This window comes from Nocardioides marmoraquaticus (genome assembly GCF_054777915.1).
Window position 1 is genome coordinate 37,542 of the sequence record NZ_BAAHAA010000017.1, and the last position, 25,848, is coordinate 63,389.

At 70.9% G+C, this 25,848-nt stretch carries 18 protein-coding genes; 10 read left to right on the forward strand and 8 right to left on the reverse strand.

Annotated features, from left to right (window positions below; translation table 11 throughout):
• Positions 1–34: 34 nt before the first annotated feature.
• Complete coding sequence (locus ACYU8I_RS13255; RefSeq protein WP_460841642.1) at positions 35–400, reverse strand: tautomerase family protein; 366 nt, start codon at positions 398–400, stop codon at positions 35–37.
• A gap of 433 nt (positions 401–833) precedes the next feature.
• Entirely contained in the window at positions 834–7,583 is a 6,750-nt protein-coding gene (gene mobF / locus ACYU8I_RS13260) for a MobF family relaxase (RefSeq protein ID WP_460841562.1), read from the reverse strand.
• A 396-nt stretch (positions 7,584–7,979) separates the two neighbouring features.
• Here mobF and ACYU8I_RS13265 point away from each other — a divergent pair, with 396 nt between their 5' ends.
• Entirely contained in the window at positions 7,980–8,420 is a 441-nt protein-coding gene (locus ACYU8I_RS13265; RefSeq protein WP_460841563.1) for a hypothetical protein, read from the forward strand.
• Between the two features lie 4 nt (positions 8,421–8,424).
• Positions 8,425–8,925 carry a hypothetical protein gene (locus ACYU8I_RS13270; RefSeq protein ID WP_460841565.1) on the forward strand — a complete coding sequence of 167 codons (501 nt, stop codon included), beginning with the start codon at positions 8,425–8,427 and terminating at the stop codon, positions 8,923–8,925.
• A gap of 388 nt (positions 8,926–9,313) precedes the next feature.
• Here ACYU8I_RS13270 and ACYU8I_RS13275 read toward each other — a convergent pair whose 3' ends face one another.
• Both ACYU8I_RS13275 and ACYU8I_RS13280 read right to left on the reverse strand, forming a co-directional pair.
• Complete coding sequence (locus tag ACYU8I_RS13275; protein WP_460841567.1) at positions 9,314–9,556, reverse strand: hypothetical protein; 243 nt, start codon at positions 9,554–9,556, stop codon at positions 9,314–9,316.
• 94 nt (positions 9,557–9,650) lie between these two features.
• Positions 9,651–11,267, reverse strand: a complete 1,617-nt coding sequence (locus ACYU8I_RS13280; protein ID WP_460841569.1) for a ParB/RepB/Spo0J family partition protein — start codon at positions 11,265–11,267, stop codon at positions 9,651–9,653.
• A 334-nt stretch (positions 11,268–11,601) separates the two neighbouring features.
• Between ACYU8I_RS13280 and ACYU8I_RS13285 the strand changes: the two genes are divergently transcribed.
• Positions 11,602–12,069: a hypothetical protein gene (locus tag ACYU8I_RS13285; RefSeq protein WP_460841571.1), complete on the forward strand. Its 468-nt coding sequence runs from the start codon at positions 11,602–11,604 to the stop codon at positions 12,067–12,069.
• Between the two features lie 79 nt (positions 12,070–12,148).
• Here ACYU8I_RS13285 and ACYU8I_RS13290 read toward each other — a convergent pair whose 3' ends face one another.
• Together ACYU8I_RS13290 and ACYU8I_RS13295 are read right to left on the reverse strand one after the other, a co-directional pair.
• Positions 12,149–12,496 carry a hypothetical protein gene (locus ACYU8I_RS13290; protein ID WP_460841573.1) on the reverse strand — a complete coding sequence of 116 codons (348 nt, stop codon included), beginning with the start codon at positions 12,494–12,496 and terminating at the stop codon, positions 12,149–12,151.
• Positions 12,493–13,671 carry a TRAFAC clade GTPase domain-containing protein gene (locus ACYU8I_RS13295; protein WP_460841575.1) on the reverse strand — a complete coding sequence of 393 codons (1,179 nt, stop codon included), beginning with the start codon at positions 13,669–13,671 and terminating at the stop codon, positions 12,493–12,495. Before ACYU8I_RS13295 ends, ACYU8I_RS13290 begins: the two co-directional genes overlap by 4 nt.
• A 741-nt stretch (positions 13,672–14,412) precedes the next feature.
• Here ACYU8I_RS13295 and ACYU8I_RS13300 point away from each other — a divergent pair.
• From ACYU8I_RS13300 to ACYU8I_RS13330, 7 genes are all read left to right on the forward strand, one after another.
• Positions 14,413–15,228 carry a GIY-YIG nuclease family protein gene (locus ACYU8I_RS13300; RefSeq protein WP_460841577.1) on the forward strand — a complete coding sequence of 272 codons (816 nt, stop codon included), beginning with the start codon at positions 14,413–14,415 and terminating at the stop codon, positions 15,226–15,228.
• 81 nt (positions 15,229–15,309) lie between these two features.
• Positions 15,310–16,506 (forward strand): DNA cytosine methyltransferase, encoded by a 1,197-nt coding sequence (locus ACYU8I_RS13305; protein WP_460841579.1) that lies wholly within the window; start codon positions 15,310–15,312, stop codon positions 16,504–16,506.
• Positions 16,503–16,907 (forward strand): hypothetical protein, encoded by a 405-nt coding sequence (locus ACYU8I_RS13310; RefSeq protein WP_460841580.1) that lies wholly within the window; start codon positions 16,503–16,505, stop codon positions 16,905–16,907. The genes ACYU8I_RS13305 and ACYU8I_RS13310 overlap by 4 nt, the downstream gene beginning before the upstream one ends.
• A gap of 47 nt (positions 16,908–16,954) precedes the next feature.
• A complete protein-coding gene (locus ACYU8I_RS13315; RefSeq protein ID WP_460841582.1) occupies positions 16,955–19,417 on the forward strand; it encodes an ATP-binding protein in 2,463 nt (820 codons plus the stop codon).
• A gap of 155 nt (positions 19,418–19,572) precedes the next feature.
• Positions 19,573–21,198 carry a DEAD/DEAH box helicase family protein gene (locus tag ACYU8I_RS13320; protein WP_460841644.1) on the forward strand — a complete coding sequence of 542 codons (1,626 nt, stop codon included), beginning with the start codon at positions 19,573–19,575 and terminating at the stop codon, positions 21,196–21,198.
• A gap of 61 nt (positions 21,199–21,259) precedes the next feature.
• Positions 21,260–21,841, forward strand: a complete 582-nt coding sequence (locus ACYU8I_RS13325) for a hypothetical protein (protein ID WP_460841584.1) — start codon at positions 21,260–21,262, stop codon at positions 21,839–21,841.
• 149 nt (positions 21,842–21,990) lie between these two features.
• A complete protein-coding gene (locus ACYU8I_RS13330) occupies positions 21,991–23,292 on the forward strand; it encodes a sigma factor-like helix-turn-helix DNA-binding protein (protein WP_460841586.1) in 1,302 nt (433 codons plus the stop codon).
• 4 nt (positions 23,293–23,296) lie between these two features.
• On the opposite strand, the gene ACYU8I_RS13335 is transcribed toward ACYU8I_RS13330, so the two are convergent.
• Positions 23,297–23,785, reverse strand: a complete 489-nt coding sequence (locus ACYU8I_RS13335) for a very short patch repair endonuclease (protein ID WP_460841588.1) — start codon at positions 23,783–23,785, stop codon at positions 23,297–23,299.
• 7 nt (positions 23,786–23,792) lie between these two features.
• Complete coding sequence (locus ACYU8I_RS13340; RefSeq protein WP_460841590.1) at positions 23,793–25,673, reverse strand: ABC transporter ATP-binding protein; 1,881 nt, start codon at positions 25,671–25,673, stop codon at positions 23,793–23,795.
• Positions 25,674–25,848: the final 175 nt, after the last annotated feature.

Here is a 25,848-nt window from a genome sequence, read left to right on the forward strand (position 1 = left end):
CCTGGTGTCGATCTGGTCGTCGTGGGAGCCGGGCCTAGGCGCCGGGCACCTTGTCACCCGTGATGCGCTCGTCGAACCCAGTGTTCGGGTCGAGGACCCGGCCGTCCGCCCACCAGGCCTCGGACGGGGACGGCACCTGGTTGAGGTAGATGTCGCGGGACTCGAGGCCCGCCAGCTCACCGAGGCGGACCACGGTGGCCTTGAAGAGCTCCTGCAGGGTCTCGGTTGGCCGCGGCCCGAAATAGAACTGCACGAAGACGGCCTCCCGGCGTCGCTCGAGCCCGAACGCCACGGGAGCCGAGATCAGATTCTCGTCGTCGAGTTCGTGGAATACGTGGTAGAGGTCGTCTTCGGGAATGCCCAGCACCTCGACAAGCGACTGGTGGATTGCGTCCGAGATCGCCTGCTTGTTCGGCGCTCGATCCGGTCCTCATGTAAACCTTGGTCATCGGCATGAGTGCTCTTCCTTCCTCCGTGTGGTCGGTCTCCTCGACCCAACGTTGCATCGGGGCATGATTCAAGCGAGAATTAGGCACCCCCTCCATGCGTGCAACGCATGGAGGGGGTCCACGACCGCGCAGGGCGGTCCCTCAACACGGCGCTCTTCGTCGAACGTCCCTGTACCGACGCACTCGACCGCGTCATGCCAGTCCCAGATAGACCAGCGACACGGCAGCAATCAGCGCGACAGAGAACTCCCGTGAGCCTCGTCGTCCCGGAAGTTGAACCACGTACGACGACGCTGCAGGACACCACAGGCGAGCGACCGTCCGCGTCCCGCAAGCCCCGTCCGGAGAGCTTCCCGGTGACGGTGCCCCGTCCAGCACGACGGCTCACCTACTTGGACGACCTCTTCTGGTGGCGGTCGGTTCGTCAGGGTTCATCGCGGGAGGTTCGTCAGTCTTCCCGGCATCTCGACAGCCGCCGCCGCCGCGCGACGGCTGGGAAGGCTCGGAACGATCGCGGCCAGGCGCGGCAGGTGTCTGGGGCTGACCCTCGACAGGGTCCGGGCTCGTCGACCTGGGCGGGTTGACGTCGTCGAAGTCGGGAATCTCGATGTTCAGCCGACCCACGAGCCGGTAGCGAAGGTCTTGGGCCGGTCGATCGCCCAACGGTCGCTCGCCGACGAGCTCGCGAGCGGCCGCCGCGACGTCGTGGCCCTGGTCGTGGCCGTCCTGGATCATCATCGCGGCCGCACCCCAGTCCGGCTCGTGTGGCAGCCGGGAGTCGAGCGAAGCACCAAGCGGCGCCCACCGCTGCCCGGGCGTGAGCGCCTCGGTCGCGGCGAGCCGCTGCCGAACCTGATGGATTCCACCGAGGGCCTGCTGTGCAGGTCGACGTGGGTCGCGCTCCCGCGCCTCGACGGCGTCGAGGAGGTGCCGCTGAACCTGCTCGACCGGCTGGTGCAGCCGCTCCGCGATCCGGGCGACGTCGTCCATCCACCGTTCCGGGTTCTCGGCGGCGACCAGCCGCGCGAGCTCGGTCGCAACCGCATCCGGTAGCGCTTCGCCGGCTTGGGCGATCTGGGTGAGTCCGGTGCGCTCGAGGTGGGCCAGCCGCTCGTCCAGCAGCTCGGCAGCCAGCGGGCTCGCGGCCGCCAGCGCACCCGCGACCGAGGCCGGCCCACGCCTCACGAGGAGGTCGGCGGGGTCCGAGTGCGCCGGCAGCCGCGCGTAGTCGGGGTCGATGCCGTGCGGGGACAGCATCCAGTAGGCCCGCTCGGCTGCCACCCGGCCCGCGATGTCGGGGTCGGTGGCCACGATCGGCCTGATCCCGGTGCGGTGATGCAGCGCCGCCAGCTGGGTCGCCTGCTCCTCGGTGAGGCTGGTGCCCAGCGGCGCGAGGCCGACGTAGGCGCCGGCGCTGGCCACCGTGACGGCGATCGCGTCCATGGGGCCTTCCACGACGACCGGGACCGCGCCTGCCTCGAGCAAGGCCCCGATGCCGGCGGATTGGGTGTCGCCGTAATAGCCGGCGTAGAGCTGTGCACCCTTGTGGAACACGAGTGTGTCGGCGGTGTTGAGGTACTTCGGCCCGGCCTTGGTGTTGCGCTCGCCGGTCGCCGGGTCGACGTCGACCAGGTCGGGGTGGCGGCGTCCGACGAACCCGAGGACCTGCACCGGGCCGCGCTCCCTTTGTCCATCGCCGCTGAGAGTCGTGCGGCCGGGAGCGGAGATGGGAAACACCAGTCGGTCGCGGAACCGGTCGATGAGCCGCCCGGTGCTGGCCGTGGTCGCCAGCCCGGTGGCCAGCATCTCGTCGTCGGTCACGCCTTGGCGGCGCAGGTGTTGGACGAGGCCGGTCCACCCGGCCGGTGCCTGGCCGGGCCGGAACTGGTCGCGGAGCTGGCTGGTGACCGGGTCGAGTCCGAACCGGTCACGCAGGTGCCCCTCGCCCCATGACCCCGGAAGATACTGCTCGAAGAACGTGTGAGCCATTGCGTTGACCTCAAGCATCCGGGCCTCGCTGATCGGGCTGGCCGCCAGGTCGACCTCGCGCTCGTAGGCGCGGCCCTCCTCGGCGTCCGACGGCGGCAGCTGGATGTGTCGGGCGGTGTCGATGTCGCGGGTGAGTGCGGCCTGCTGCAGCTGGCGGAAGACCTCGGTGGCATCGACGTCGACGGGCACGCCGGCCTGGTCTGGGTCGAGGCCCTCGTCGAGTGCGTCGAGTGCGTCGAGGTCGACGTCCGGCGGCGGGTCGACGTACAACGCTTCGTGTTCGGGGTGCTGGGGGAGATAGCCCTCCCACAAGTCCTCAGGCGGAGCGCCGGGGCCCAGCGGGTCGGGGATGCTGGCCTCGTCCGACAGCTCGGGGTCGTCAGGGTCGGCTGGCACGGGGTCGAGGGCGATCGAGGCACGCCAGACCATCGCCTGGCACTCGTCGAGCCCGTCATCGAATCCGGCGGCGCTCGCCGATCCGGCGGAGATAGTGCTGGCCTCGGAGTCGGTGGCAGCACCGGTGTCACCAGATCCATCGGGCGCGTTGGTCGCCGTGCTGGTGCTGAGGAGAGTGTCGAGTTGCCAGCCGCGCTGGAGCGCGTGGTCGACGACAGTCACCAGGGTTGGCCACCAGGTGCTCGCCTGGATGCGGTCGGCACGCTCAGCGCCGACCAGCTCGGCCAACCGCGGGGTCCAGGGTGTGGTGAGGCTGTGCGGTCCGTGCTCTTGGTCCAGTTGCGCTGCGACGGCGGGGGACAGGCGCCCCGCGATGCGCCACCACAACGCGGCCGCGGCGTGATCGTCGGGCAGCGCCGCGGCGGAACCGCCGGGGGAGCCCGGGGAGCCACCGGGATTCGCCGCCTGTCGAACAAGCCGCGCGGCGTCGATCCCGGCCCGCGAGATCGCCGAGAGCCGCTCGGCGAGCTGGGGGGCGAAGTCGTCGGCGCGGACTCGCGGCGACACGGCGGCCAGGACGTGACCCCACTCCTGCATGGCGGGCGTGCGGTCACCGGTGATGCGTCGGTTCAGGCTCCGCTGGTAACGCGCCTGTGCCTTCTGCAGCATCGGCCGGCCGGTCGGTCGGCGGTCGTTGCCGTCGACCAGCATGGCGGCACGCCAGACCTCGACGTCGGCGATCACCCGCTCGTCGGGCAGCAGACCGTTGCGCGCCCACACCGGGGTCGCAACGGTGTCGACGGGCCGATCCGGGGCGCGGTCGACGTCGGAGCTCACGACCGGACCCGGCTGGTCGCTGGTGTGGCCGAGCGCCCGGTCGCGGACCTCCCCGGCGAGCTCGGCGACGAGGTCGGACCGAGCCAGGAGGTACTCGCCCCACTCGGGGTGATCACGCAGCGCCGCCGGCACCGCCGGCATCCACGGCAGCGGGCACGCTACCGCTGCAGCCAAACGGGTCCCACGGTCGTCGACCACGGCTGCGTGCTGGTCGACGCTCTGGCCACCGCTGGAGCCCGACGAGCGAAGCCCGGTGTCGTCGAGCCGCCAGTCGAGCACGGCGGCGACGTCGCGCGCGGAGTCCAGCTCGTCCTCGGCCGCGGCCGCGTGCAGCTGCGCCACCGGGTCTTGGCCGGCGGCTGCCAACAGCAGCAGGTGGGCACGCAGCGCGGGCCAGGCGGCCTCCTCGGCCAGTCCCGGGGAGATCTGCTCCGCGGTTCGGTTCAGCTGGTCGAGGAGGTCGAAGCCGGCCCGCTCGTTGGCGGTGTCCTCGGCTGCCACGTAGAGGGCGTCGAGGTACCGCGTCGCGGCCTCGCCGAGCCGGGTGGCGGGGTCGTGCAGCTCGCGCCGCAGGCTGGTGGCCGAGGTCGGGGACTCATCGCGGGCGAGCATCCGCTCGAGCAGATCGGTCGCGGTCTGCGGGAGGACCATCTCCGGGCCGATCACCGAGTGCGGGTCACCGTCGCCCACGACGGGCATGTAGAGGTGGTTGGCCAGTCGACCGCGGGTGAGCATCGTGTAGAGCAGTTGGCGAGACAGGTCGTCAGTGGCCAGACCGTGCGTGGCATCGGCCGAGACACCCTGCGCGGTGTGAACGGTCGTCGCGTAGCCGAGCTCGACCGACTTGCCCACATAGTCGGCGGGCAGCCGCACGATGCGGCCGGTCTGGGTGTGCTGGACGGTCAGGTCACAGGAACCACCGGGGGCGTCGGCCGCGGAGCCGTCGTGAACGCCGTCGTGAACATTGAGGACCATCCAGCGGTCACCGTTCTTCACCCAGTCCGAGGCGCTGGTGCGCAGCCGGCGGTCGTTCTCGCGGCTGATCACCAGCTCCCCAACGCTGGCCCGGTTGCCGTCGCTGAGCAGGGTCTCCGAGGCCCCGCCAGCCAACCCAGCCTCACCGGTCAGCCCGTTGAGCCGCTCGGCGCGAGCGCGCTGGTTGAGCTCGGAGACGAGGTCGCGGGTGGGAGCGAGCATGATCGCGTCCAGGCCGGCGGCGCGGTCCGCGCGCCAGGCATCGAAGACGTCGTCGGTCATGGTGGCGAGGTCGCCGACGTGGACGCGGTCGTGGTCCAGATAGAACCCCAGCGCGGTTGTGTCTCCCTCGCGCAGCGCGAGCGAGGCGGCGCCTTCGGCGGGGTCGACGAACCGCATCAGCTCGCTCAGCTGGAGCGCGCCGTGGGTGGCGGTGATGTCACGCAAGACGCCGCCGGCGCCGATCGCGGCGAGCTGCTGGTCGTCACCGATGAGGCGCACGCTGCCGCCGCGAGCGAGAACGAACCCGATGGCTTGGTCGAGGGAGACGGTGTCGGCCATCCCGGCCTCGTCGATCACGACCAGCGTGTCCGGGCCGATCGCCTCGACCCACGCCGGCATCGCGAAACGCCCCTGGTTGGCGACCGCGAAGGTCAGCTTGGCCAAGGTGTCGGTGTGCACCCGACCGGTACGTAGGTCGGCGGGGGAGTCGGTTACGTCGGGGGCGCTCTCGACCCCTGCGCGACCGGCGCGCTGCGCTCGATTGGGTGCGATCGCGTCGCCGAGCTGGCCCGCTGCGGCCGCCGACGGGGCGAGCCCGACCACGGTGCCGCCGCCCTCGGTCCAGGCACCGGTCAGAGCGTTCATCGCGGTCGTCTTGCCGGAGCCGGCGGGGGCGATCGCGAGCTGGACGCGGGCGCCGGAGGTCGCCATCTGGCGGACCAGCGCGGTCTGGCCGGCGTTGAGGGTCAGACCGTTCGCGGCCGACTCGAGCAGCGCGACGTCGACGCAGCGGTCAGCGACGCGGTGACCGTCCGTCTGGCCGGCGGCAGCGACGATCCGCTGCTCGGCGGCCAAGACAGACGTCGAGGTGTACAGGTCAGCGCCGGCGACCGTGTAGACGCTGGAGCCGTCGCGCCGCCGCAACTTGGCCGGCTCGGCGGGCTCCTTCCTGCCGCCCAGAGCGTCACCTGGAGCGGCGCCATCGGATGCGGCTGTGGACGGCCGGGCGAGGCTGACCGAGTGCGTGCTGAGGACGTCGTCGACGAGCAGCTCGACCAGTCGGCCGACCTGCTCGGTGCTGAGACTGGTGAGGTCCGCGGCACGGACCTGGGTTTGCGCCCGTGAACGAACACGGAAGGTCTGCCAGGTCGCCATCTCGCTCTCCAGCTGGCGAAGCACGCGCGCGGAGGCGTCGCTGAACCACGCCGCGTCCGGCTTCGGCGCCGGGTTCTTGCCGGCGGGGGAGAGGGCGGTGTGGACCATCGCGGCGAGCTGCTTCTCACCGCCGTCGCCGCCGCCGAACACCTCCACCGCCTGGGCGCGCCAGGCGGTGCGCTGCTCGGCCAACGACCGCGGCTCGTGCTTGGCCTCGCGGGTCTCCAGGGTGGCCTGCTGGGCCAGTTGCAGCGCCTCGACGGGGCTGGGTGGGCGGCCGTGCGTGGCCTGGAACGCGGCGGCCAGTTCGCTGCGGCGGGTCTCGATGCTGGCTCGCCGTGAGGACCAGCGGGTGTTGAGCGCGGCGTCGACTCCGACGACCTCGCGGATCGGGCGCTTGCGCCGGTCGGCGCCCGCCGGCTGGCTGCCCGGCTGGTTGGTGGAGCGGGCGGCGGCGACCGTGGGACCGTCCACGCGCGGCTCGAACCGCAGGCCGAGGGTGTCGCCGAGGTGCTTCTCCAGGGCGGTGTTGTAGGTCTCCGAGGCGGCGACCGCGGCCTTGTAGAGCACCCGGCCGTCGATCGCCAGCCACCGTCCCGGGGTGCCGTCGGGCTCGAGGACCTGGACCTTGTTGGCCACCGCGACGTGGGTGTGCAAGTCGGGGTCGCCAGCACGGGAGTCGCGGTGGGTGAACGCGGTGGCGACCAGCCCGGTGACGTCGACCTGGCGTACGCCGTTGGCGCCGGTCCGGGTGAACAGGGCGTTCTTCTCGATGAAGTCCAGGGCGTCCTTGATCGCGGCCTGGTGGGCCAGCTCGATCTTCGCTGCGACCGTCGGCTCGGCGATCGCCCACAGCGTGGAGACGCTCTTGACCGGGGAGAAGGTGAGGTCGAACCCGGCCACCGCGGTGGTCTTGGGGCGGGAGTGCTTGGCGATCGTGGCCGCCAGCTCGCGGGCGTCGGCGGCGTCGCGGCCGTGCTCGGCGCGGAAGAACTCAGCCGCGACGTTGGTGCGGATGCGGGCCCGCTCGGCGGCCGGAACAGGCCAGTCGCGGGGCAGGCCGGCGGCCTCGTTGACGGCCTCGATCCGCTTCGCGACCTCGACACGGAACGGGGAGATGTCGTTGTCGTAGACCTTGAACGGGGTCCCGAGTCGGCGGGCCTCCCGGCGCTCGGTCTCGGTGATCGGCTCGGCCAGCCGGGTCCGGCCTTCGCCGCGGCCGCCGGCCTCCTGGGTCGCGGTGCGCTCGCGTGCCCGCTCCTGGGCCCGGTCCTGGGCGCGCTGCGTGCGGACCTTCTCCAGCTCGGCCTCCCGCTCGTCGGCCAACGGGTGGTGCCCGGAGCCGAACAGACTCTGCATCTGTGCCGGCGTCACCAGGTCGCCGGCGTCCAGCCCGTCGATGCCGGCAACCCCGGAGCCGATCCACGCACCCGGGGTCTCGCCGCGGGCGGTGTAGTAGGACGCGAGGCCGACCCCGCCCTTGTCCGTGGCGTCGAGCGCGGCCACCTGCCGGGTCAGATAGGTGTATCCGGACCCGGCGGTGAGCTTGTGCAGGCTCATCGTCACACCTAGATAAGCGCGGGACCCCCCTCCTGGCGATCAGTTACCGCGCAGTAACTTCCGAGAATGCAAGAGGTGTGTGGGTGATAGCGGTTGAGGAAATCGAGGGGGGAACGCGGCGGTCGAGGGTGTCGGCGTCGGCCGCGCGCTCGTGCTGGGTGGTCGACGGCGTCGTTTGGCGGCGTCGAAGTGAGCGGTCGAGCGTGCTGACGGGCTGGTGTCGAGGCTGGTGAGGGCGGGGTGCCGGGCGGGTGGCGAGCAGGAATCTGAAACTCGTGGGCGTCGAGTGATCGCCAGGAGGGGTCGAAATGTCGTAACCGACTGAGAGGTTGTTGCCACGCGGGCGACGGCCGTGACAATCAGCCGTCGACCGGCTGGTCACCAGGAGGACGCGAGATGAGTGTGAAGACGCAGCGACAGGACGCGCGGCGGCGAGCCCGTGAGGCGCGCTCGGAGCAGGAGCGGGCACGCAAGGCGCGCGAGAAGCGGCTCGAGGATCTGGCGGTGACGGTGCTGACGTCGATGGACGCGGTGGTCGAGCACGAGCGGCGTGCGGGGGAGGCGCTGCGGACGATGGTCGAGGAAGAGGGCCTGAGCCTGCGCGAGGCCGTGTCGTGGTGCGGCGACGAGGTGAGCGTGCGCACCGCCGCACGGTTCAAGCGACTGGTGACCGGCGAGAGCGGCGGTGAGCCGGCCGCCGGCGACGAGGACGCCGGTGCGGCCGACGCCGAGTCTCACGGCGACGACGATGCCGGCGACGGTGCGGGCGACGGTGCCGACGCGGCGCGGGCCGGCGGCGGGCGGTCTAGCACGGCGGCAGTGGCGGCGGTCGGGTAACGCGATGCCGGTGCGGCGACTCGACCAGGACGGCCTGGCGGCGGTGCAGGCGGCGCTGGGCGATGCCCGGGTGTTGGCGCGGTACCGCTCGAAGATCGTCACGGTCCCGGGCAGCGAGTGCTTGTGGTGGGCGCGGGCAGTGAGCGGGCGCGGTCACGGGCGGTTCTGGATCGCGCGCGGCCGCGTCGTGATCGCGCACCGGTTCGGGTTCGCGGTGATGCACGGCGTCGAGGCGCTGGCCGAGGCTCCGCTGTTGGGGCATCGGTGCGACAACCCGCTGTGTCAGCGGATCGCGCCTGGACACGTCGAGGTGTCCTCTGCGCTGCGGAACCGGCGCGACTGGGCGATCCGGCGCAACATGCCCGACAGCCCGCTGGCCGACCCGCGCGGGCCGCGCCGTCGAGCGCGCGAGCTGCGCGACATGGCGGCGACTGATCCCGAGCTCGTCGCCGCCGACATGGAGCGGCTGCGCCAGCTACTCGGAGAGCAACTCACCCTGTGGTGAGGCCACCGGGCGCAGTCGCCGCGCTGCCGGGCCATCTCGCGGGCACGTCCGGGTCCCCGGCCACGGCGCGTCGCTCGGTGTCGTCGGGCCAGGGTGATCCGACTGTCGTGCGGACGGTTGCCGAACACGCCGTGCTCGCTGGGGCGACGGCATCGCACGCCGGGAGTGGCGTCGCAGCGCGGGCACGGCAGTGCGCACCAGCAGGTCTCCGCTCCGTCACCGGACCCGAGCAGGGCTGCTCCGCACCGTTGGCATGGGCATTGCACGAGCACCGCCCCGCCCGTGGTGATCAGCAGGCCAGCGTCGAGCAGCGCGCAGAACTCCTCGACCGTGCGTGGTGGCGGCCGGTGGCGTTGGACCCGCTCGGCGCGCCGAGCACGCGTGGTCGTCATCGCTGGATGGGGGAGTGGAGCCGGTCGAGGGCGGAGTCGACCAGGCGGGCGGCGGCGTCGAGGTCGCGGCGCGCCTCGCGATGAGCGTCCTGGCGGGCGTCTCGGTGTGCGTCGTCGCGCCCGGTGTCGTCGGTGGGTGCCGACAGGCGGCGCAGTCGGTGCGCGATCGCTGCGAGGTCGCACACAAGGTCCATCAGGTCGGCCGCGTCGGTGTGGTGGACGGTGGTCGAGGTCGTCATGACATGTCTCTCCGGGTGCGTGAGGTTGGTGCCGGTGGCGGGCCGGCCGTGGAGGCCGCAGCCCGCCACCGGGGCAGGGGGTGACGCGGGCCGGTCAGGCCGCGTCGGTGGCGTCCTCGCCGAGCAGCAGCCGCTCGACCTCGCTGGGCTGGTAGCCCCACTCGATGAGCGCGCCGAGCACGCGGGCGTCCCAGGCGCTCGGGTTGCGCCAGGTCTGCTTGCCGGTGCCGTGCTCCCAGGCGGCGACGATGGTCGCGAGGGTGAGCATCGTCGCGGCCTTCGGCGTGGCGGGCTTGGCCGCCAACTCGTGGCACTCCCTGATGCCCGCTCCGTAGTAGCCGCTCGACCGCTCGATGCCGAGCAGGTCGAACAACTGCGGGTGTCGGTGCTCCATCGCCTTGGTCAGCGAGTAGTGGCCGGTGACGACGGCCTCGCAGATCAGCGCCTCGGCACCCTTGGGCGCGGTCTTGCGCTTGACGAACTCCGTCAGCCACTCGCGGCGCACGGTCTCGGCCGAGGTCCAGGCCTTGTTGTTCGCGATCACGGTGCGCCGCTCGTTGCGGCGCGCCTCGGCCTCCTCCTCGCTCTCCCCGGCAGCATCGGTGGTGCTGCCGCCCGTGATGCCGGTGACGCTGCGGGTACGAAGCCCGGAGGCGGCGAGGTCGGTCACCACCCAGACCGGCACGAACACCTGCACGGGGTCGGCGTACTCCGGCTCCTCGTCGTCGTCCTCGCTGGCGTCGTCCTCGCTGACCTCGGCCGCATCGCCCTCGCCGTCAGCCGTGTCGGCCTCGGTGTGCTCGTCGGTCGCCTCGTCCAGGTCCTCGGGGTAGACCCACTCGATGGTGACAAGCACCTGCGCGCCGGGCACCTGGTCGTGGGCTTCGTCGTCGACCGGATCGCCCTCGGCGGTGAGCAGGTTCGCGATGCGGTGCAGGGTGCCGTCGCGGCGTGCGGTCTCGGCGTCCTCGTGGGAGAGCACCGGCAGGCCCTCGGCCCGCAGGCGCTCGACCTCCGCGTCGTACTCGGCGCGCTCGGCGGCCTCGTCACGCAGCCGCTGCGCCTCGTGCTCCAGCCCGTGGCCCCAGGAGAGCCGCTGGTTGAGCCGCGCCGTGGCGTTCTCGTCGTCCTCGAACTCGGCCAGGATCGCGGCCTGGTCCAGGGTGAGGTCACCGGCCTCGACGCGGGCGCGTGCCTGCTCGCCCTGGGCGACGGCCAGGGCGGCGTTGACGGTCGGGCGGGGGACCGCGAGCCGCTTGGTGATCTGCGCGGCGCTCACGCCCAGCAGGGAGAGCTGCTCGACGCCACCGAGGATGTCGGCCTCGCGCATGCCGTCGCGGTGGATGTTCTCGACCATCTGGTCGGTGATCCGGTCGGCCTCGTCGGGCCGGGCCACGACGTGGGCGGGGATTGTCCCGGTCGGGGTCCCGACGGTGGTCGCCTCGACGGTGCGGCGCTGGCCGTAGAGGCAGACGTACTCGCCGTCCTCGTCGCGGTAGACGGTGATCGGGGTGAGCACGCCGCGCTCCTTGATCGAGCGGCGGAAGTCGCGCGCGTCGGGCAGGTCGGTGCGGACGTTCGCGCCGACCTTGACGGTGGCCGGGTCGAGGTAAACCAACTCGGCCGAGACCGGGGCGCTGTCGGAGACCTCGGCGGTCTCGACGTCGGTCTCGGCGGTGGCGGACTTCTTGGTGCGGGTGGCGGTGGCCATGAGGGTGATACCTTCCTGCCAGTAGAACACTTGGAACCTTCAAGACCTATGCTCGTCGGGTTCGTCGTCTCCTGCTCGGGTCGGCGTGGCCTCTGTGGACAACCCAGGAGTCCTGCACTATGTGGATGAATCGAGCGCGACCCAGACGCACGATCCCGAGCTCTGCGGCTCGACTGCTCGCCTCGCTGCCTGGTCGTGGCGCCGGCCGAGGAGACGGGGTTGGGTCCGGCCGCGCCCGGGGATGCAACCGGGTTGGTGTTAGCAGCGGCGCCAGCTGCGACGTCGCCCGAGGGCCCGCGTGATGTCGCCGGCTCGGCACGATGACGAGGACCAGGTGCCGACGGGGATCTACTGGCATCGCAGCGCGTGGGATCGGGCCCGGTCGGCGTACGTCGCCGACCTCGATGCGGACCCCGACCCGCCCGTGAGCCTCATCGCGTGGCTGCAGCGCGCGATCGCAGCCCACGCCGAGCTCACGCCGGCCGCCCGCGCCGCCGTGCTGGCCCGCTCCGTCGCGGAGCGCGGGCCGACTGCGGGCGAGGCCGTGGGCGCAGAGGCCAGTCGCGGCGGGTTCAAGCGGACCCTCCTCCTCGACGCCGCGGTGTTGCGTGCGCTCGAGTCAGCCGTGCTGGAGGATCGCTCGACCTTGGGCCGGGTGGTCTCGCGCTCGGAGTTCGTCCGCGAGGCGGCAAGCGTCGCCGCCACCGAAGCCGAGGCGCGACTCGGTCGGGAGCTGCCACCGCCGCCGTCCCGGCTCCCCAACCGCCCGGTCCTGCGAACCAAGCCGAGTGAGGTCCGATGAACCACCGAAACGAATCAATCGCTCGGCGCAAACGCGGCGACCCGTCGGAGAAGGCGAGTCCCTCTTACGCGATCCGCAGTTAGCCGGACTCGTGTGAGGGTGTGCCGTCTGCCTTCTGCCAGACGTCGGCGTACTCCTGCTCGACGAGTGGCCAGACCTTCTCGAGGGCGTCATCGACGGTGTCGACGCCGTCGGACAGAGGTGGGATGAGGACGAACTCGTGCGGTATGGGTCGGCCGGCGGCGTCTTGGCGTCCAAGGGGGTCCAGGAAGCGGACGGCAACGGTGGTGCCGGCGCGGTGGCAGGTGGTGCCGGAGGGAGCACCACTGAAGGCGTGCTCGTAGTACGGGAGCGGGTCGTGGTGGCTTCCGTCGCGGAGGAAACGGAAGCCCCAAGATCGGCCGCGGGTCGCCCAGATGAAGCTCATCCGGCGCTCCGCGATAGCACCTGGTGCTGTTCGGCTTGGTCGAGGTCGTCGCGGAAGCCGTGCAGCGTGGCGGCGAGATTGTCGCGTTTCGTCGTGGCCACCTGGTCGGCGGCTTCGAGGCGTTTGCCGGCCTCCTTGATGGCGTCCTCGAGGCGGGGGCCGAGCCGTGCGAGTGCCAGGCCGACGGCGCCAGCGACCTTGTTCTTCTTTCCGATGAGGATTGCGGCGACGTTGGTGGCGGCGCCGAGGCCGGCGGCGACGAGCTCGGCGTTGCCGACAATGGCGCCGGCGACCCGGCGGGAGAGCTTCTCGGCTGCGGCCCATCGGACGTGCCGCTCGAGGGGGAGGACGGCCGCCATCGGCAGGACGAGGTCGACGCCGACGCGGTCCGTGACCTCGATTGCTCCGGGGCTGAACTTCGCCGAGGAGATCCGCACGTAGTCGTCCCCGACCGATAGTGCGTCGCTGGACTCCACCAAGCTGGCGAGGACGTCGCGTAGCTCGATGACGTCGCGGCCGACTCTTTCGATGATGAGCTCCTTGAACGCCTGGACGTCGAGATCTGGGAGCAGGTCGGCCTTTGACAGCGCGATGACCCAGATGCGGGGGAACGATGCCAGCGGAGTGTCGTCCTCGACGAGGTGGTCTCGTATGAGAAGGAGCGTGTTGCGGACGTTGCCGAACAGCGACTTCAAGTAGCGCTCCTCCTCGCCCGCGTGCTCGAGCAGTTTCTGTCCGTCGACGAGTAGCAGCGCCACATGTGATCCCAGGAGGGCGCGGAAGGTCTCGACGCGACGCCTGGCCTCCTCGTCTCCGCTGGGGCCCTGCTCGAACCACTCGCCCGGGTAGTCGTGCCACACCAGCCTGAGCGCGTCGAACGGCTTCGCCTGCAGCGGCCCGGTGTTTGCGCTGCCCTTGAGTCGCAGAAGGAAACGGTAGGGTTCAGCAGAGAACTTCGTCGCGTCGGGCACGGTCGCTGACTTCTTCATGCCGAGGTAATTCTGGTGCAAGCGGGTTCCCTGGCCGTGGTTCTCCGCGACCAGGTTGAACGTGCCCGTGCGGATGTTGGCTGGCTCTTGCTCCGAGCCGTAGAACGACGACAGCAAGACCGTCTTGCCGCTCCCGCTCTCCCCGAAGACGGCGATGTGCTGCTCGAGGACCTTCTGACGTGGCATGCCGCGACAGTAATCTCATGAGTCCGGCACGCCCACATGAGTGCTCAGGCGATGGGTCGAACGGACAGCTAATTCTTGCGGGTTGATCGTCGCGACCTCCAGGATGGTCGGGCCGGGCCCGCGCCTCCATCGGTCGCTCCGGGGACCGCAGGCCAAGGATTCAGGGCTCCCAGTTGGGATCGACGGGTATGGGTACGGGGTTGGTCTTGGCGATCCACTCCATCTTTTCTACGGGTCTGAGGGCGGCGTCGTCGAAGTAGATGACCGACGCTTCACGAGAGCGGCCTTGCCCCTTCCAGTCGAGGATCAGCCCCCGGCGCGGGCGTGGCATTCCGACGCTGCGGACCAAGACGAACCGGATGTCTCGCAATGTTGGCCAGCGGTCATTCTTGGGAGGGTTGGCTCGTCACTGATGTCTTGATGCAGAACTGTCATCATCCCGCGACATGACAGTGAAGATGCTGGCGACTGCGCGGCCGACGGGGGCGCCTCGGCGCAATCCCCATAAGTGGGAGGTCGAGGAAGCCGAGTACGACCGCGCCCTCGAGCAGTCCGCGCCGAAGTGCCGGCCGGCTCGACGCTGCGCCACATCCGCGACGAGCGCTGAGGGGGCGAGCCCTGGAGAGTGGTCCTCGCGAGCCTGAGCTCGCTGGCCGCCTGACCAGGTCGAGGCCCGGTCCGCATGAGACCGTGGCGGCGACCAGGACGCCGAAACAGGCGGCGCCAGGACCAGAAGGGCAGATGCCCGTGACCCTCACGTTCGCTGCGGCGCTTGCGAGCGCGGGCATCGACCCCGCTGATGCGCTGGTCATCCGGCACGCCTACGTGCGTGAGCACGAGGACGGGACGGTCGGCATCCACGGGGACTCCTCCGAGGCCGAGATCCTGGCCTACACCCGAGTCCAGTCGTCCAACACCCGCACGTTCCCAGCGAACCCTCCCGGCACCTGGATCGTCTTCTTGCCCGAGGGCGGCGATCGCGCCCGCCTGTGGTCGGTCCTGGCCAACCGCGGCGAGGTCGCCCACGACGGGGAGCGGCGGACCTTCGAGCTCGAACCGACCGAGCTCCTGGCCGACCTACGAGGTCGTCTCGTGATCGGCTGGCGATCGCCGCGCACCTGGCGGATCAACGCCACCACGGCGGCCGGCTACCCGGTCATGGAGATCGCCGACGCCGAGCCGGTGCGGTTCCCCGGATTCGATGCCCTGACGCTGGACTACCCGCAGCTGCAGGCCGTGATCCGCGAGCACCGGTACGCAGCGTGGCGCACCGCCTTGTCCTCGGTGATCGGCATCTACCTCATCACAGACACCCGCGACGGCCGCCACTACGTGGGCAAGGCCGACGGCGCGGAGACGATCCTCCAGCGGTGGGCCGCCTACGCGACCAACGGTCACGGCGGCAACGTCGAGCTGCGCAGCCTCACCCCGAGCACCTTCCGACTCTCGGTGCTGAGGGTCTTCGACCCGTCGACGCCAACTCGAGAGATCGACGCCGCCGAGAGCCACTACAAGCACGCCCTGGACTCACGGCGACACGGCCTGAACCGCAACTGACCCAACTCCCACGGCAGACTCGCGTGGAGGGCCCGGTTGATCTGCCGGGCTCGAGCCGGATCCTGGGATAGCGTCCGCGGTATGGTTCACCTCGCCACCGCATCGGCCGCCGATAGCGGCACCTGCATCGAGTTGTTCTCCGGCGGCGGCGGCCTCGCGATGGCCTTGCACAAGGCCGGCTTCAGACACCTGTTGCTCAACGAGTCGAACCGACGAGCGTGCGCGACGCTGCGAGCCAACCAGGCGGTCGACTACCTACCCGACGAGTCCCCGCCAACCACCCTCTCGGACCCTTGGCCCCTCATCGAGGGCGGTATCGAGCGCGTCGACTTCTCGTCCTTCGTCGGTGACGTCGACGTGGTGGCAGGAGGAGTTCCGTGCCAGCCGTTCAGCCTCGGCGGCGCGCACAGGGGACACCAGGACGAGCGGAACCTATGGCCCGAGTTCAACCGGTGCGTCCGCGAGACCCGGCCCCGCGTGATCGTCGCGGAGAACGTGCGCGGTCTCCTGCGCCCCTCCTTTGAGCCCTACTGGGACTACATCCGCCGCGAGCTCGCCGCCCCCTTCGAGCAGAGGATCGAGGGGGAACCGTGGGCGGACCACGATCGGCGGCTCACCAAGGCCCTGCGATCGGGCGGTGATCCGACCGAGCGCTACGACATCGCGTTCAAGCTGGTGAACGCGGCGGACTACGGCGTGCCCCAGAGCAGGTGGCGTGTGGTCCTCGTCGGCTTCCGTAAGGACCTCGGTGTCTCCTGGACCTTCCCCAAGGCCACGCACAGCGCCGGTGCCCTCCTCCGATCACAGCTGTCGGGGGAGTACAGGGACAGGCACCCCCTGGCACCGCTCATCGGTCACCCGGGGGTCACGCCGCCAGAGGACGGACTGCTCCCATGGCGCACGCTCCGCGACGCCATCCACGACCTCCCGGAACCCCTTGAGCGTCAGGAGAGCCCGGGACTGATCCATCACGTGGGGTGGCCCGGGGCTCGTGAGTACCCGGGCCACACGCCGAACGCCCTGGACAAGCCAGCGAAGACGGTGAAGGCCGGGGTGCACGGCGTCCCCGGCGGGGAGTCGGTGCTGCGCCGCGACGACGGGAGCATCCGCTACCTGACCGTGAGGGAGGTGGCCCGGATCATGACGTTCCCGGACGACTGGCGTCTCGAGGGCCCCCGCGGCGAGCAGATGCGACAGCTCGGCAACGCCGTCCCGGTCGACCTTGGCGCCGCCATGGGCCGGGGGATCGCCAACGCGCTGGAGGGATCCCCGAGGTGAACCCGCGGACACGTGCCGAGCGCCCGGATCCCCGTCGCTACCTGCCGGCCGCCGGGCTGACGCGGGCTCAACGAGCCGTCGAGCAGGACACCGCGGCGGGCGACCGAGAGGGCCGCATCCTCACCCGAGAGGACGGCTCGGCAGTGCTCGGCAGCGTCGCGCTGCGGTGCTATCCCGCAAGCCGCCGCGTCTACGCCTACCTTCGCTGGTCCTCCGAAGCGCGCCGCACCGCCGAGCGGTACATCGGGGACGTCTCCGACTGCCCCGACCGCGCCACCGCGCTCCGCGACGCGTGGGCACGGGTGCCAGGCCTTATCAACCCCGAGGGCCGACCCTTGCCACCCACCGCCCAGCCCACCGCCCAGCCCACCGCCCAGCCCACCGCCCAGCCCATCGGCTAGCCCGTCGGTCGCCCCGACAGAGCAACATCACCTACTGAGAGGTCCCCGTGGACATCACCCCGTCCCCGCGCATCCTGCGCATGCTCGGCGAGATCGAGTTCGACGAGTGGCAGTGCGTCGCCGAGCTCACCGACAACGCCTTCGACGACTTTGCCGAGATCCTCGCGACCGACCAGGCCTGGCCGGGGGGCTTCAAGGTGAGCGTCACGCTCCCCGGCCCCGGCGCGAACCTCGCCGGCGCGGAGGTCGTGATCAGGGACACCGGTCGCGGCATGACCCGCGAGACACTCGAGCAGGCCGTCAAGGCCGGATGGTCCAGCAACGACCGCTTCGACAAGCTCGGCCTGTTCGGCATGGGCTTCAACGTCAGCACCGCCCGCCTCGGTCGCCGGACCCGCGTGCTCACCACCCGCGCCGGCGACCCCGAGTGGATCGGCGTCGAGATCGACCTGGACAAGCTCGGCCCGGACTTCCAGGCCCCCGACGTCACCGAGCCCAAGGAGGACCCCAGCGACCACGGCACCCGCATCGTCGTCAGCCAGCTCCACCGGGACCGCGCCGAGTGGCTGCAACGCAACGCCGAGAACCTCCGCACCACCCTCGGCCGCGTCTACGGCTGGCTACTCGACAACCGTCCCTACGAGCTGTGGGTCCAGGGCACCAGGGTCAAGCCCCGACGAGCCTGCCGCTGGGGTGACGAGCGCTTCGTCATCTACGGCAGCGGCGCCAGCGCCGAAAAGATCCCGGCCTACATCGCGATCGACGAGACCTTCCAGCCCGCCGACGCCTGCGAACTCTGCGGGAACTGGCAGAACCCGGGCAAGGGCGCCTGCGACCAGTGCGGGAGCACCCAGCTACGCCAGCGCGAGCGGCGTCTCCACGGATGGCTCGGCGTGCAACGACACCTCGACAAGCGTGAGTTCGGCATCGACTTCCTCCGCAACGGCCGCAAGATCCTCCAGCACGACAAGCGCCTGTTCAGCTGGACGAACCCCAACGACCCCACCGCGTCCGTCGACGTTGAGTACCCCGTCGAGCTCGCCAACCAAGGTGGGCGGCTTATCGGGGAGATCCACCTCGACTACGTCCCGGTCCACTACGACAAGACCGCCTTCGAGTACAGCGACCGGGCCTGGAAGGCGGCCGTCGACTACCTGAGGGGCGAGGCTCCCCTGCAGCCGCAGAAGGCCAAGCAGGCCGGCTATCCCGAGAACGCCTCACCGCTGTCCCGCCTGTTCAAGGGCTACCGCCGCAACGACGCCGGCGCCCGCTACCTCATCCCCGGCGACGGCTCACGCCCGCTGCATGAGGAGACCCGCCAGTGGGCCCGCAGGTTCTGGGCCGGCGACCCCGACTACCAGAGCGACGAGCGCTGGTGGCAGCAGGTCCAGACCCACGAGGACCGCGTCAAGGCCGCCAAGCTGGCCAAGGCCACCGGCGGGACCAAGGACACCGCCGACGAGGACGCGGTCCTGGCCGCGCTCGGCGACCCCACCGGCGCCGACGCGAGTGACACCTCCCAGGGCGACGCGGACACCCAAGCGAGTGACGGCGCCGACGGAGGCGGCACGGCCGACATCGGCGCCAGCGACGCCCTCGCCACCGTTCAGGAGACCGTTCAGGAGCGACTGACCAGGTACACGGCCACCGGCGTCTCCATGCCCGAGCTCAGCAGGGACTTCGGCCTGGCGGATCTGGGTCAGCTCGTCGTACAGACCAGGGCGCTGAATGAGCGTGTCCTGGACGCCGAGGGCAACCCCACGCCCGTCTGGCTCGCACCCGGCGCGGGAGGCACCGCGACCGCGCTGGTGGACATGACCCACGACGCGTTCACCAGGCTCGGCCTGGAGCCGGCGGACCTCCTTCTCGCCGAGGTGAGCGCCGCGCTCAAGGTCAAGGCCGACAGCCACCTGACTCACTCACAGATCTCGACCCGCCTGCGTGCTGCCTGCCTCCCCGACACCGCCGTGGACCCCGCCGTGGTGCGGGCTCAGGCCGCCGAGCTTCTCGCCGATATCCGCCAACGGATGGCCGACCACGTGGCCCAGGACGTTCAGCGGGCGCTCAGCTACCTCGACCCGGACCAGCAGACCCAGACCGAGAACGCCGTCATCGCCGACGGCGGCGACGCCCTCAGCGCCTCCCTCGGCGCGAACGGGCAGTTCGTCCTGCACACCCCACCCCTTTACCTCGTGCGGCTCCTGGAGAGTTGGCCCGAGGCGTTCATGGAGGGCAACGTGTTCTCCGGACCCTATGGCTCCCTGACGTCGACGTCCTCACGGCGGCTCAGCCTCGCGCGCGTCGTGGGCTACCTCAACGACATCGCGACGCTGATGACCTTCCAGGCCACACCGAGCGTGACGCAGTTGCGACGGACACGTCTGAGCGTCCACCTCCTCCAACAGGAGGTCGCCCCGGACCATGGTGCCGGGCAACCCGAACCGCCGCCTCAGACGGCTGCGGGTCAGGCGACAGCCGCAGCACCAGGTCAAGGACCGGGGTCGTCGTGAACCAGCCAGAGTCCGACCAGAACAGCGCTCAGGACCACCATGACGCCGCACGATCAGGTGATCCGGGTGCGTCGGCAGGGTTAGGCGGCGATGATCTCCCGCGAGCCTCTGGCTTCCTCTCGCCTCAGGCCCTCCTCGACGGCGGTCCGCGAGGCCTGACCCTTGCCACCGAGCGCGCCCTGTGGCACCTCGGCTTCACCGACGTCCGCGTCATCGACGGCTCGGGGGACGAGGGAGCTGACATCCTAGCGGTCCGCGGTCGCGAGCAGTGGGTGCTTCAGTGCAAGTTCTCCAGCCGTGGCGCCGTCGACCGCACCGGTGTCGACGACGCCGAGCGAGCCCGCTCGCGCTACGGCGCGGATCACGCGGTCGTCGTCACCAACACCCGCCTCAACGCCTCCGCCGAGACGCGTCGTAAGGCCCTGGCCGGGATCGGCGTCAAGATCGACGCCTGGTCGGGCGCGACACTCGTCGCGCTGTTCGACCGGATGCCCGACCGTGTCCCGTCCCCCTACGAGTTGCGGTACTACCAGAAGGCGGCGGCAGACGCGATCCGGGCGGACCTAGCCGCCAGTGGCCGCGCACTCCTCGTGCTCGCCACTGGACTGGGCAAGACGGTCGTCGGCGGGGAGGTCATCCGCCGGCACCTCGAGGACACGCCCGGGGCTCGGGTCCTAGTCGTGGCGCACATGAAGGAGCTGGTCGAGCAGCTCGAGAAGGCGCTGTGGCGCCACCTCGACAAGTCCGTGCCCACCCAGGTACTCACCGGCGACACCAACCCCACGTCCTTCGAGGGCGTCACCGTCGCCACCATCGACTCCGTCCTCGGGCTGGTCCGCACCGGCTGGCGACCCACCCTCGTCATGGTCGACGAGACCCACCACGTCGGCGAGACGGGCATGTTCGCCCGGCTCCTCGACGAGTGCGACGACGCGGCCCAGTTCGGGGTCACCGCCACGCCCTGGCGCGGCGACAAGTTCGACATCACCGCCCGGTTCGGTCAGCCGTCCTACAGCCTCGGCATCGCCGAGGGCATGGCGAGGGGATACCTCGCCAAGGTCGACTACCGCATGTTCGTCGACAACCTCGACTGGGACTTCGTGCACCACGCCAGCGAGCACGGGTACTCCATCAAGGAGCTCAACAAGGCCCTGTTCCTGCCCCAGCGCGACGAGGAGATCATCGACCACTTCCGCGACGCCTGGCGCGGCATCAAGGACCCACGCGCCATCGTGTTCTGCCAGACCATCGAGCACGCCGAGCGCATTGCCAACCATCTCGCCGGATCCGACCAGAGCTGGCGCCGCGCCGCCTACCTGCACAGCGGGCTCAGCCGTCAGCAGCGCCAGGTCCTCCTCAACGCCTTCCGCCTCGGGCGCGTCCCCATCATCACCTGCGTCGACGTGTTCAATGAGGGCGTCGACGTACCCGACGTCAACCTCATCGCCTTCCTCCGCGTCACGCACAGCCGCCGCATCTTCGTCCAGCAACTCGGCCGGGGGCTCCGACTGCGCGAGGGCAAGGACAGCCTCAAGGTCCTCGACTTCGTCACCGACGTCCGTCGCGTCGCGGCGGGGCTCGACCTGCGACGGAGCCTGTCCGCTATCCGCGGCGGCGACATCGAGGAACTCGCCCTCCCGCTACCCGGCGGCTCCGAGATCACCTTCAGCGACGAGACAGCCGGCAGCCTCCTCGACTACTGGATCCAGGACGCCGCCGACCTCGAGACAGCCGCCGATGAGGTCCGGCTCCAGTTCCCGACCGCGATCGGCCTCGACTAGCAGTGACACGTTCCAAGACACACCTGATCGGGCCACGACCGATGGGACCCAGCCGATGCCGATGAGAATCCCCCGCGAGATCGAGACCAAGGTCGTCAGCCGTCTGTACGCCGACGCGATTGACACCGACTGGCCGTCCCTCACCTCACAGGAGCACTCGGCCCAGTACGCGCGATGGTTGCGGGACAACGAGATCGGTGGGCGGCTCCGCGAGTACCTCACCGAGGGCGAGGTCCGCGTCTGGATCAAGGACGGGCCCATGAAGGAGCTCAGTCGCGCCATGAGCGGGGTCGGCCGGTACGCGGCGCTCATCCCCGGAGCAGACCAGATCCCCGCTCGACTGGTCCTCAAGGCACTGGGGGAGGGATGGGAGGTGGTCGCCGGCAGCGTGCGCGGCAAGCCGCTACGCCTCACCGCGCTCCGCGCCGAGGACGACGCCGAGGCCGTCGTGACCTGGGGTCAGCCCACCGACCTCAAGCACCTCGTCTGGGCCGCCCTCGTCGCGAGCGCGGAGGGCGACGCGCGCCCGTGGACGCTCTGCGTGACCGAGACCTTCACCCGCCCGACCCCGGCGAACGAGAAGAAGGCCCACCAGCGCCTGGCGACCCGCTGCGACCTGACGGTCAAGCACGTCAGCCTATGAGCGCCCCGACCAACCCGTCTGGGCGTGCCGCCGACGCGGCCGATCCCACCGCACCGCTCAGCGCCACACCAGCGAACCCAACCGCACCACCCGCCCACGACCGCGTGACCGACGACACCGGGGCCAGCGCCTCGGGCCAATCACCAGTAATGGACTGGCTCGCTTACACCTGGGCGGAGCTGCCCGAGCGGTCGCGGGAGGTCTTGGGAAGACGCATCGACGGAGACACGCTCGACCTGATCGGCCAGGAGCTGACCCCCACGCTGACCAGGGAGCGCGTCCGCCAGATCGAGTCGCGCGCGAACGGCGCGCTCCTGGTCGCGCAGGCCCACCACGCGCCGACCCTGCGTGACGACCTCGAGACGGCCACCGTCGACTACCCGATCAGCACGGCTCACGCACTCGACCTCATGGGCACCGCCATCCCGACCGCCGGCTCGGCGCTTCTCGTCGCCCTCGGCTACCGCCACCCCCGGGGATGGGCCCGGCCCCTACGGGACCACTGGACGACCGACAGGGATACGCTGCTGCGCCGGCTACGCCGGCTGGTCGCCCTCGCACCCCTCACCGACGACGAGATGGGGGAGGCGGCCGGAGCGCTCGGCCTCCCCGAGGACCCGACCCCGCGATCGCTCCTCGACGAGGTCGACAAGCTCGAGCGCCACGAGCTCGGCTGGGTCCGCACCGCGCGGCGGACGAGGGACCTCGCCTTCCTCTGGCTCCGAGCCGAGGGCGAGCCGCGCCCCGTCGCGGACATCGCGCGCGCCGCAGGATGCGCCGACCAGGCCGCGCGCGAGAACATGCGACGCGACCCCGCCTTCGCCCAGCTCCGCCCCGAGGGCACCTGGGCCCTGACCGACTGGCGATCCCCCGGCGCCGAGAACCGCTACTCCTCCGCCCTGGACGTTCTCATCGAGACGCTGCGCGACCTCGGGCCACTGGGCCAGGATGAGCTGCGAGTCGAGGTGCAGCGGCGGTACCCGGTGACCGACTGGCGGGTCACCCAGTGCCTGTCGAGCCACGCGATCGGCCGGACACCCGACGGCCGATGGGACCTCGCCGAGCGCGGCGCCGTGCCCGTCGAGGACACCGAGCCCACCCAGCCCGACACCATCAGGTGTGTCGGGACCGTCGTCGGCGTCACCCTGCCCGTCAACCACGACCTCCTACGGGGAAGTGGGCTCGGCGTGAGCAGGTGGCTCACCTGGCGGCTCGGGCTGCGCACCGCGCCGACCACCCGGGAGTTCCAGCTGCCCGATGACCTGGGCACGGTCCGGGTGACCAGGTCGATCAGCAACTCCCAGGTCTCGAGCCTCCGGCGCGTCGCCCAGCGCCTCGGCCTCGTCGAGGGATGCGACCTGACCCTGCTGCTGCACGTCGACGACGACACCGCGACCGTCCGGCACACATGCGCCGCCCACGCGTGTCCCCGACCGCCCGAGGATGCCTGACCGGCTAACGCACCTCTCCTGCCCCCGGGGCCCGCCCACGCACCGCCGCCTCCACTCGTCGGACGACGTCGGACATCGCGTCGTCACCTGCGGTCTCGTGCTCCCAGAACCTCAGCACCACCCAACCGGCCGCCGCCAACACGAGGGTGGTCTCCACGTCCCGCTCTCGGTTGCGGTCGAGCTTCGCGCGCCAGAACTCGGTGTTGGTCCGTGGGGTCATGCCGTGCTCCGGGCAGCCATGCCAGAAACAGCCGTCGATGAACACCGCTACCCGCGGCCCCCGGAAGACGACGTCGGCGCGACGCCTCAGACCGGCCAGCGGCGCGATGTCGACCCGGTACCGCAGGCCCCTCGCGTGCAACGCCCTGCGCACCCTCATCTCAGGGCGCGTGTCGCGTCGACGGTTACCGCGCATGACCGCCCGCACGGCGGACGACGACGCCCACGAGGTCGACACCTCGTCGGCGTCGTCATCCGGTTCGTTAGTCGGCATGGCGGGATCACTGCTCGGTGGTGGCGGTCCACGGCTCGCTGTTGAGCATCGCCGAGAAGGGCCCACCGGCGACGGCGAGGTCAGCGTAGGCGCCGTCCTCGACGATCTGGCCCTCGTGGAGCACGACGATGCGGTCCATGGTCTCCAGGGTGCTGAGCCGATGGGCGACCACGAGCATGGTCACGCCGTGCAACTCGTCGATGGCCCGCTGCACGACCGCCTGCGAAGGCCCGTCGAGGGCGGAGGTGGGCTCGTCGAGCAGCATGATGGACGGGGTGCTGAGGAGGGCCCGGGCGATGCAGAGGCGCTGCTGCTGCCCGCCGGAGAAGTTCTCGCCCTTCTGGGACACGACCGCGTCGTAGGCGCCGGGCCGGGAGCGCACGTGCTCGAGGATGTCCGCCTTGCGGCAGGCCGCGTCGAGGTCGGCCTCGGTGATGCCGGGTCGGCCCATCACGAGGTTGTCACGGATGGTGCCGGGGAACAGCGTGGGCCGCTGCCCGACGTACCCCATCTCCTGGGCCATGCTGGCGCGGTCGATGGCTCGGAGATCGCGGCCGTTGACCGTGATCGAGCCGGTGTAGTGGTGGTGCAACCGCTCGAGGAGGTCCAGGATGGTGGACTTGCCGCAGCCCGCCGCGCCGACCAGCCCCACGCGCTCGCCGCGTGCCACCGACAGCGTGACGCCCCGAAGCACCAGTCGGCGAGTGCGGTCGGTCCCCTCCGCACCGTTCTCGTACCCGAAGGACACGTCGCCGAGGGTGAGGGCCGGCGCGCGGGTGGTCGTGGCGGCGATGCTCACCGAGCCTGGGGCGGGGGCCGGCGTCCTCGCCAGCGCCCCGGTGCCGTCGTCCGGGCCCTCGAACGACTGGTCGGTGGGGGTGGCGAGGTCGTCGAGGAGGTCGCGCGCCTGCAGGGCGGCCTCGGAGCTCTCGTCGATGACACGGTGGAGCTCGTTGAGCGGTCGTGTGAGCGCGGCGTAGAGGAGGATGACCGACGCGAGGTCGCCGGGGGTGTCGGCGAGGTCGAACTGGATGGCGACGATGACCGTGACGACGAGCCAGAGGACCTCGTTGGCGGCCTTGCCGCAGTCGAAGAGGCTCATGACGATGTGGTGGCGCAGCTCGGTGGTCCGGAGGTCCTGCACCTCCTCGTCGACGCGGCCGTCGAAGTAGGACTCGGTGCCGCTGGTGCGGATGACCTTGAGCATGGCCAGGCAGGAGCTCACCCAGCCGTCGATGCGCTCCTTGGTGTTCTTGAGCGAGACGCGGATGCCGTTCTGCGAGGAGATCTGCCACGCGACGAGGCCGAACCCGGTCGGGATCACGACGGACATGAGCAGCCCGAGGAGGCCGTGGCGGGCGGTGGCGATGCCGATGGCGAAGACGGCGACGAGGATCGCGGGCAGCAGGTCCGCGGAGCCGAGCTTGATGAGGCGCACCGAGCCCTCGACGGAGCGGTTGGCGCGGCCGTAGATCGCGCCGTCCGTGCCGGTGTGGAACCGCTGCAGGGGCCAGCGGAGGAGATGAGCGTAGATCCGCGTACGGGCCTCGGCCTCGAAGCTCGTGGTCACGGCGTGGACCTTCTGGTGCCGGATCACGTTCATCAGGCTGATCAGCGTGTAGGCCACGAGGAGGGTGACCAGCGGCCACAGGGCCTGGTCCAGGCCGACGAGCTCGCCGTCGTCGTAGACCGCGTCGACGAACATGCCGACGATCACCGGGATGCCGGCGGTGGCGAGGCTGGCCACCGCCGTGGCGAGGACGGCCTGCAGGAGCCGTCGACGGTCTGCGGCAGGGAGGTGCGCGACGAGCTGGCGCCACATCGCGACCGAGGCGGCGACGGGCGAGATGGCGGCGCGGAGTCCCCGGCGCTGGGTCGCGTCAGCCATGGGGGTGTGGGTCGTCATCGGTTCGTCGCCTTCCGGATCGCGGTGGTCGTGGCCCGCCGGGCAGCGTGGCGCAGGCCTCGGCGAAGGAGGGCACGGGTGTGGGTGCGCAGCAGTTCGCCGACGGTCTCACGGCCGGGACCGAGGCCCCGGTCCGCCAGGGGGCGGGCCGGGGCCT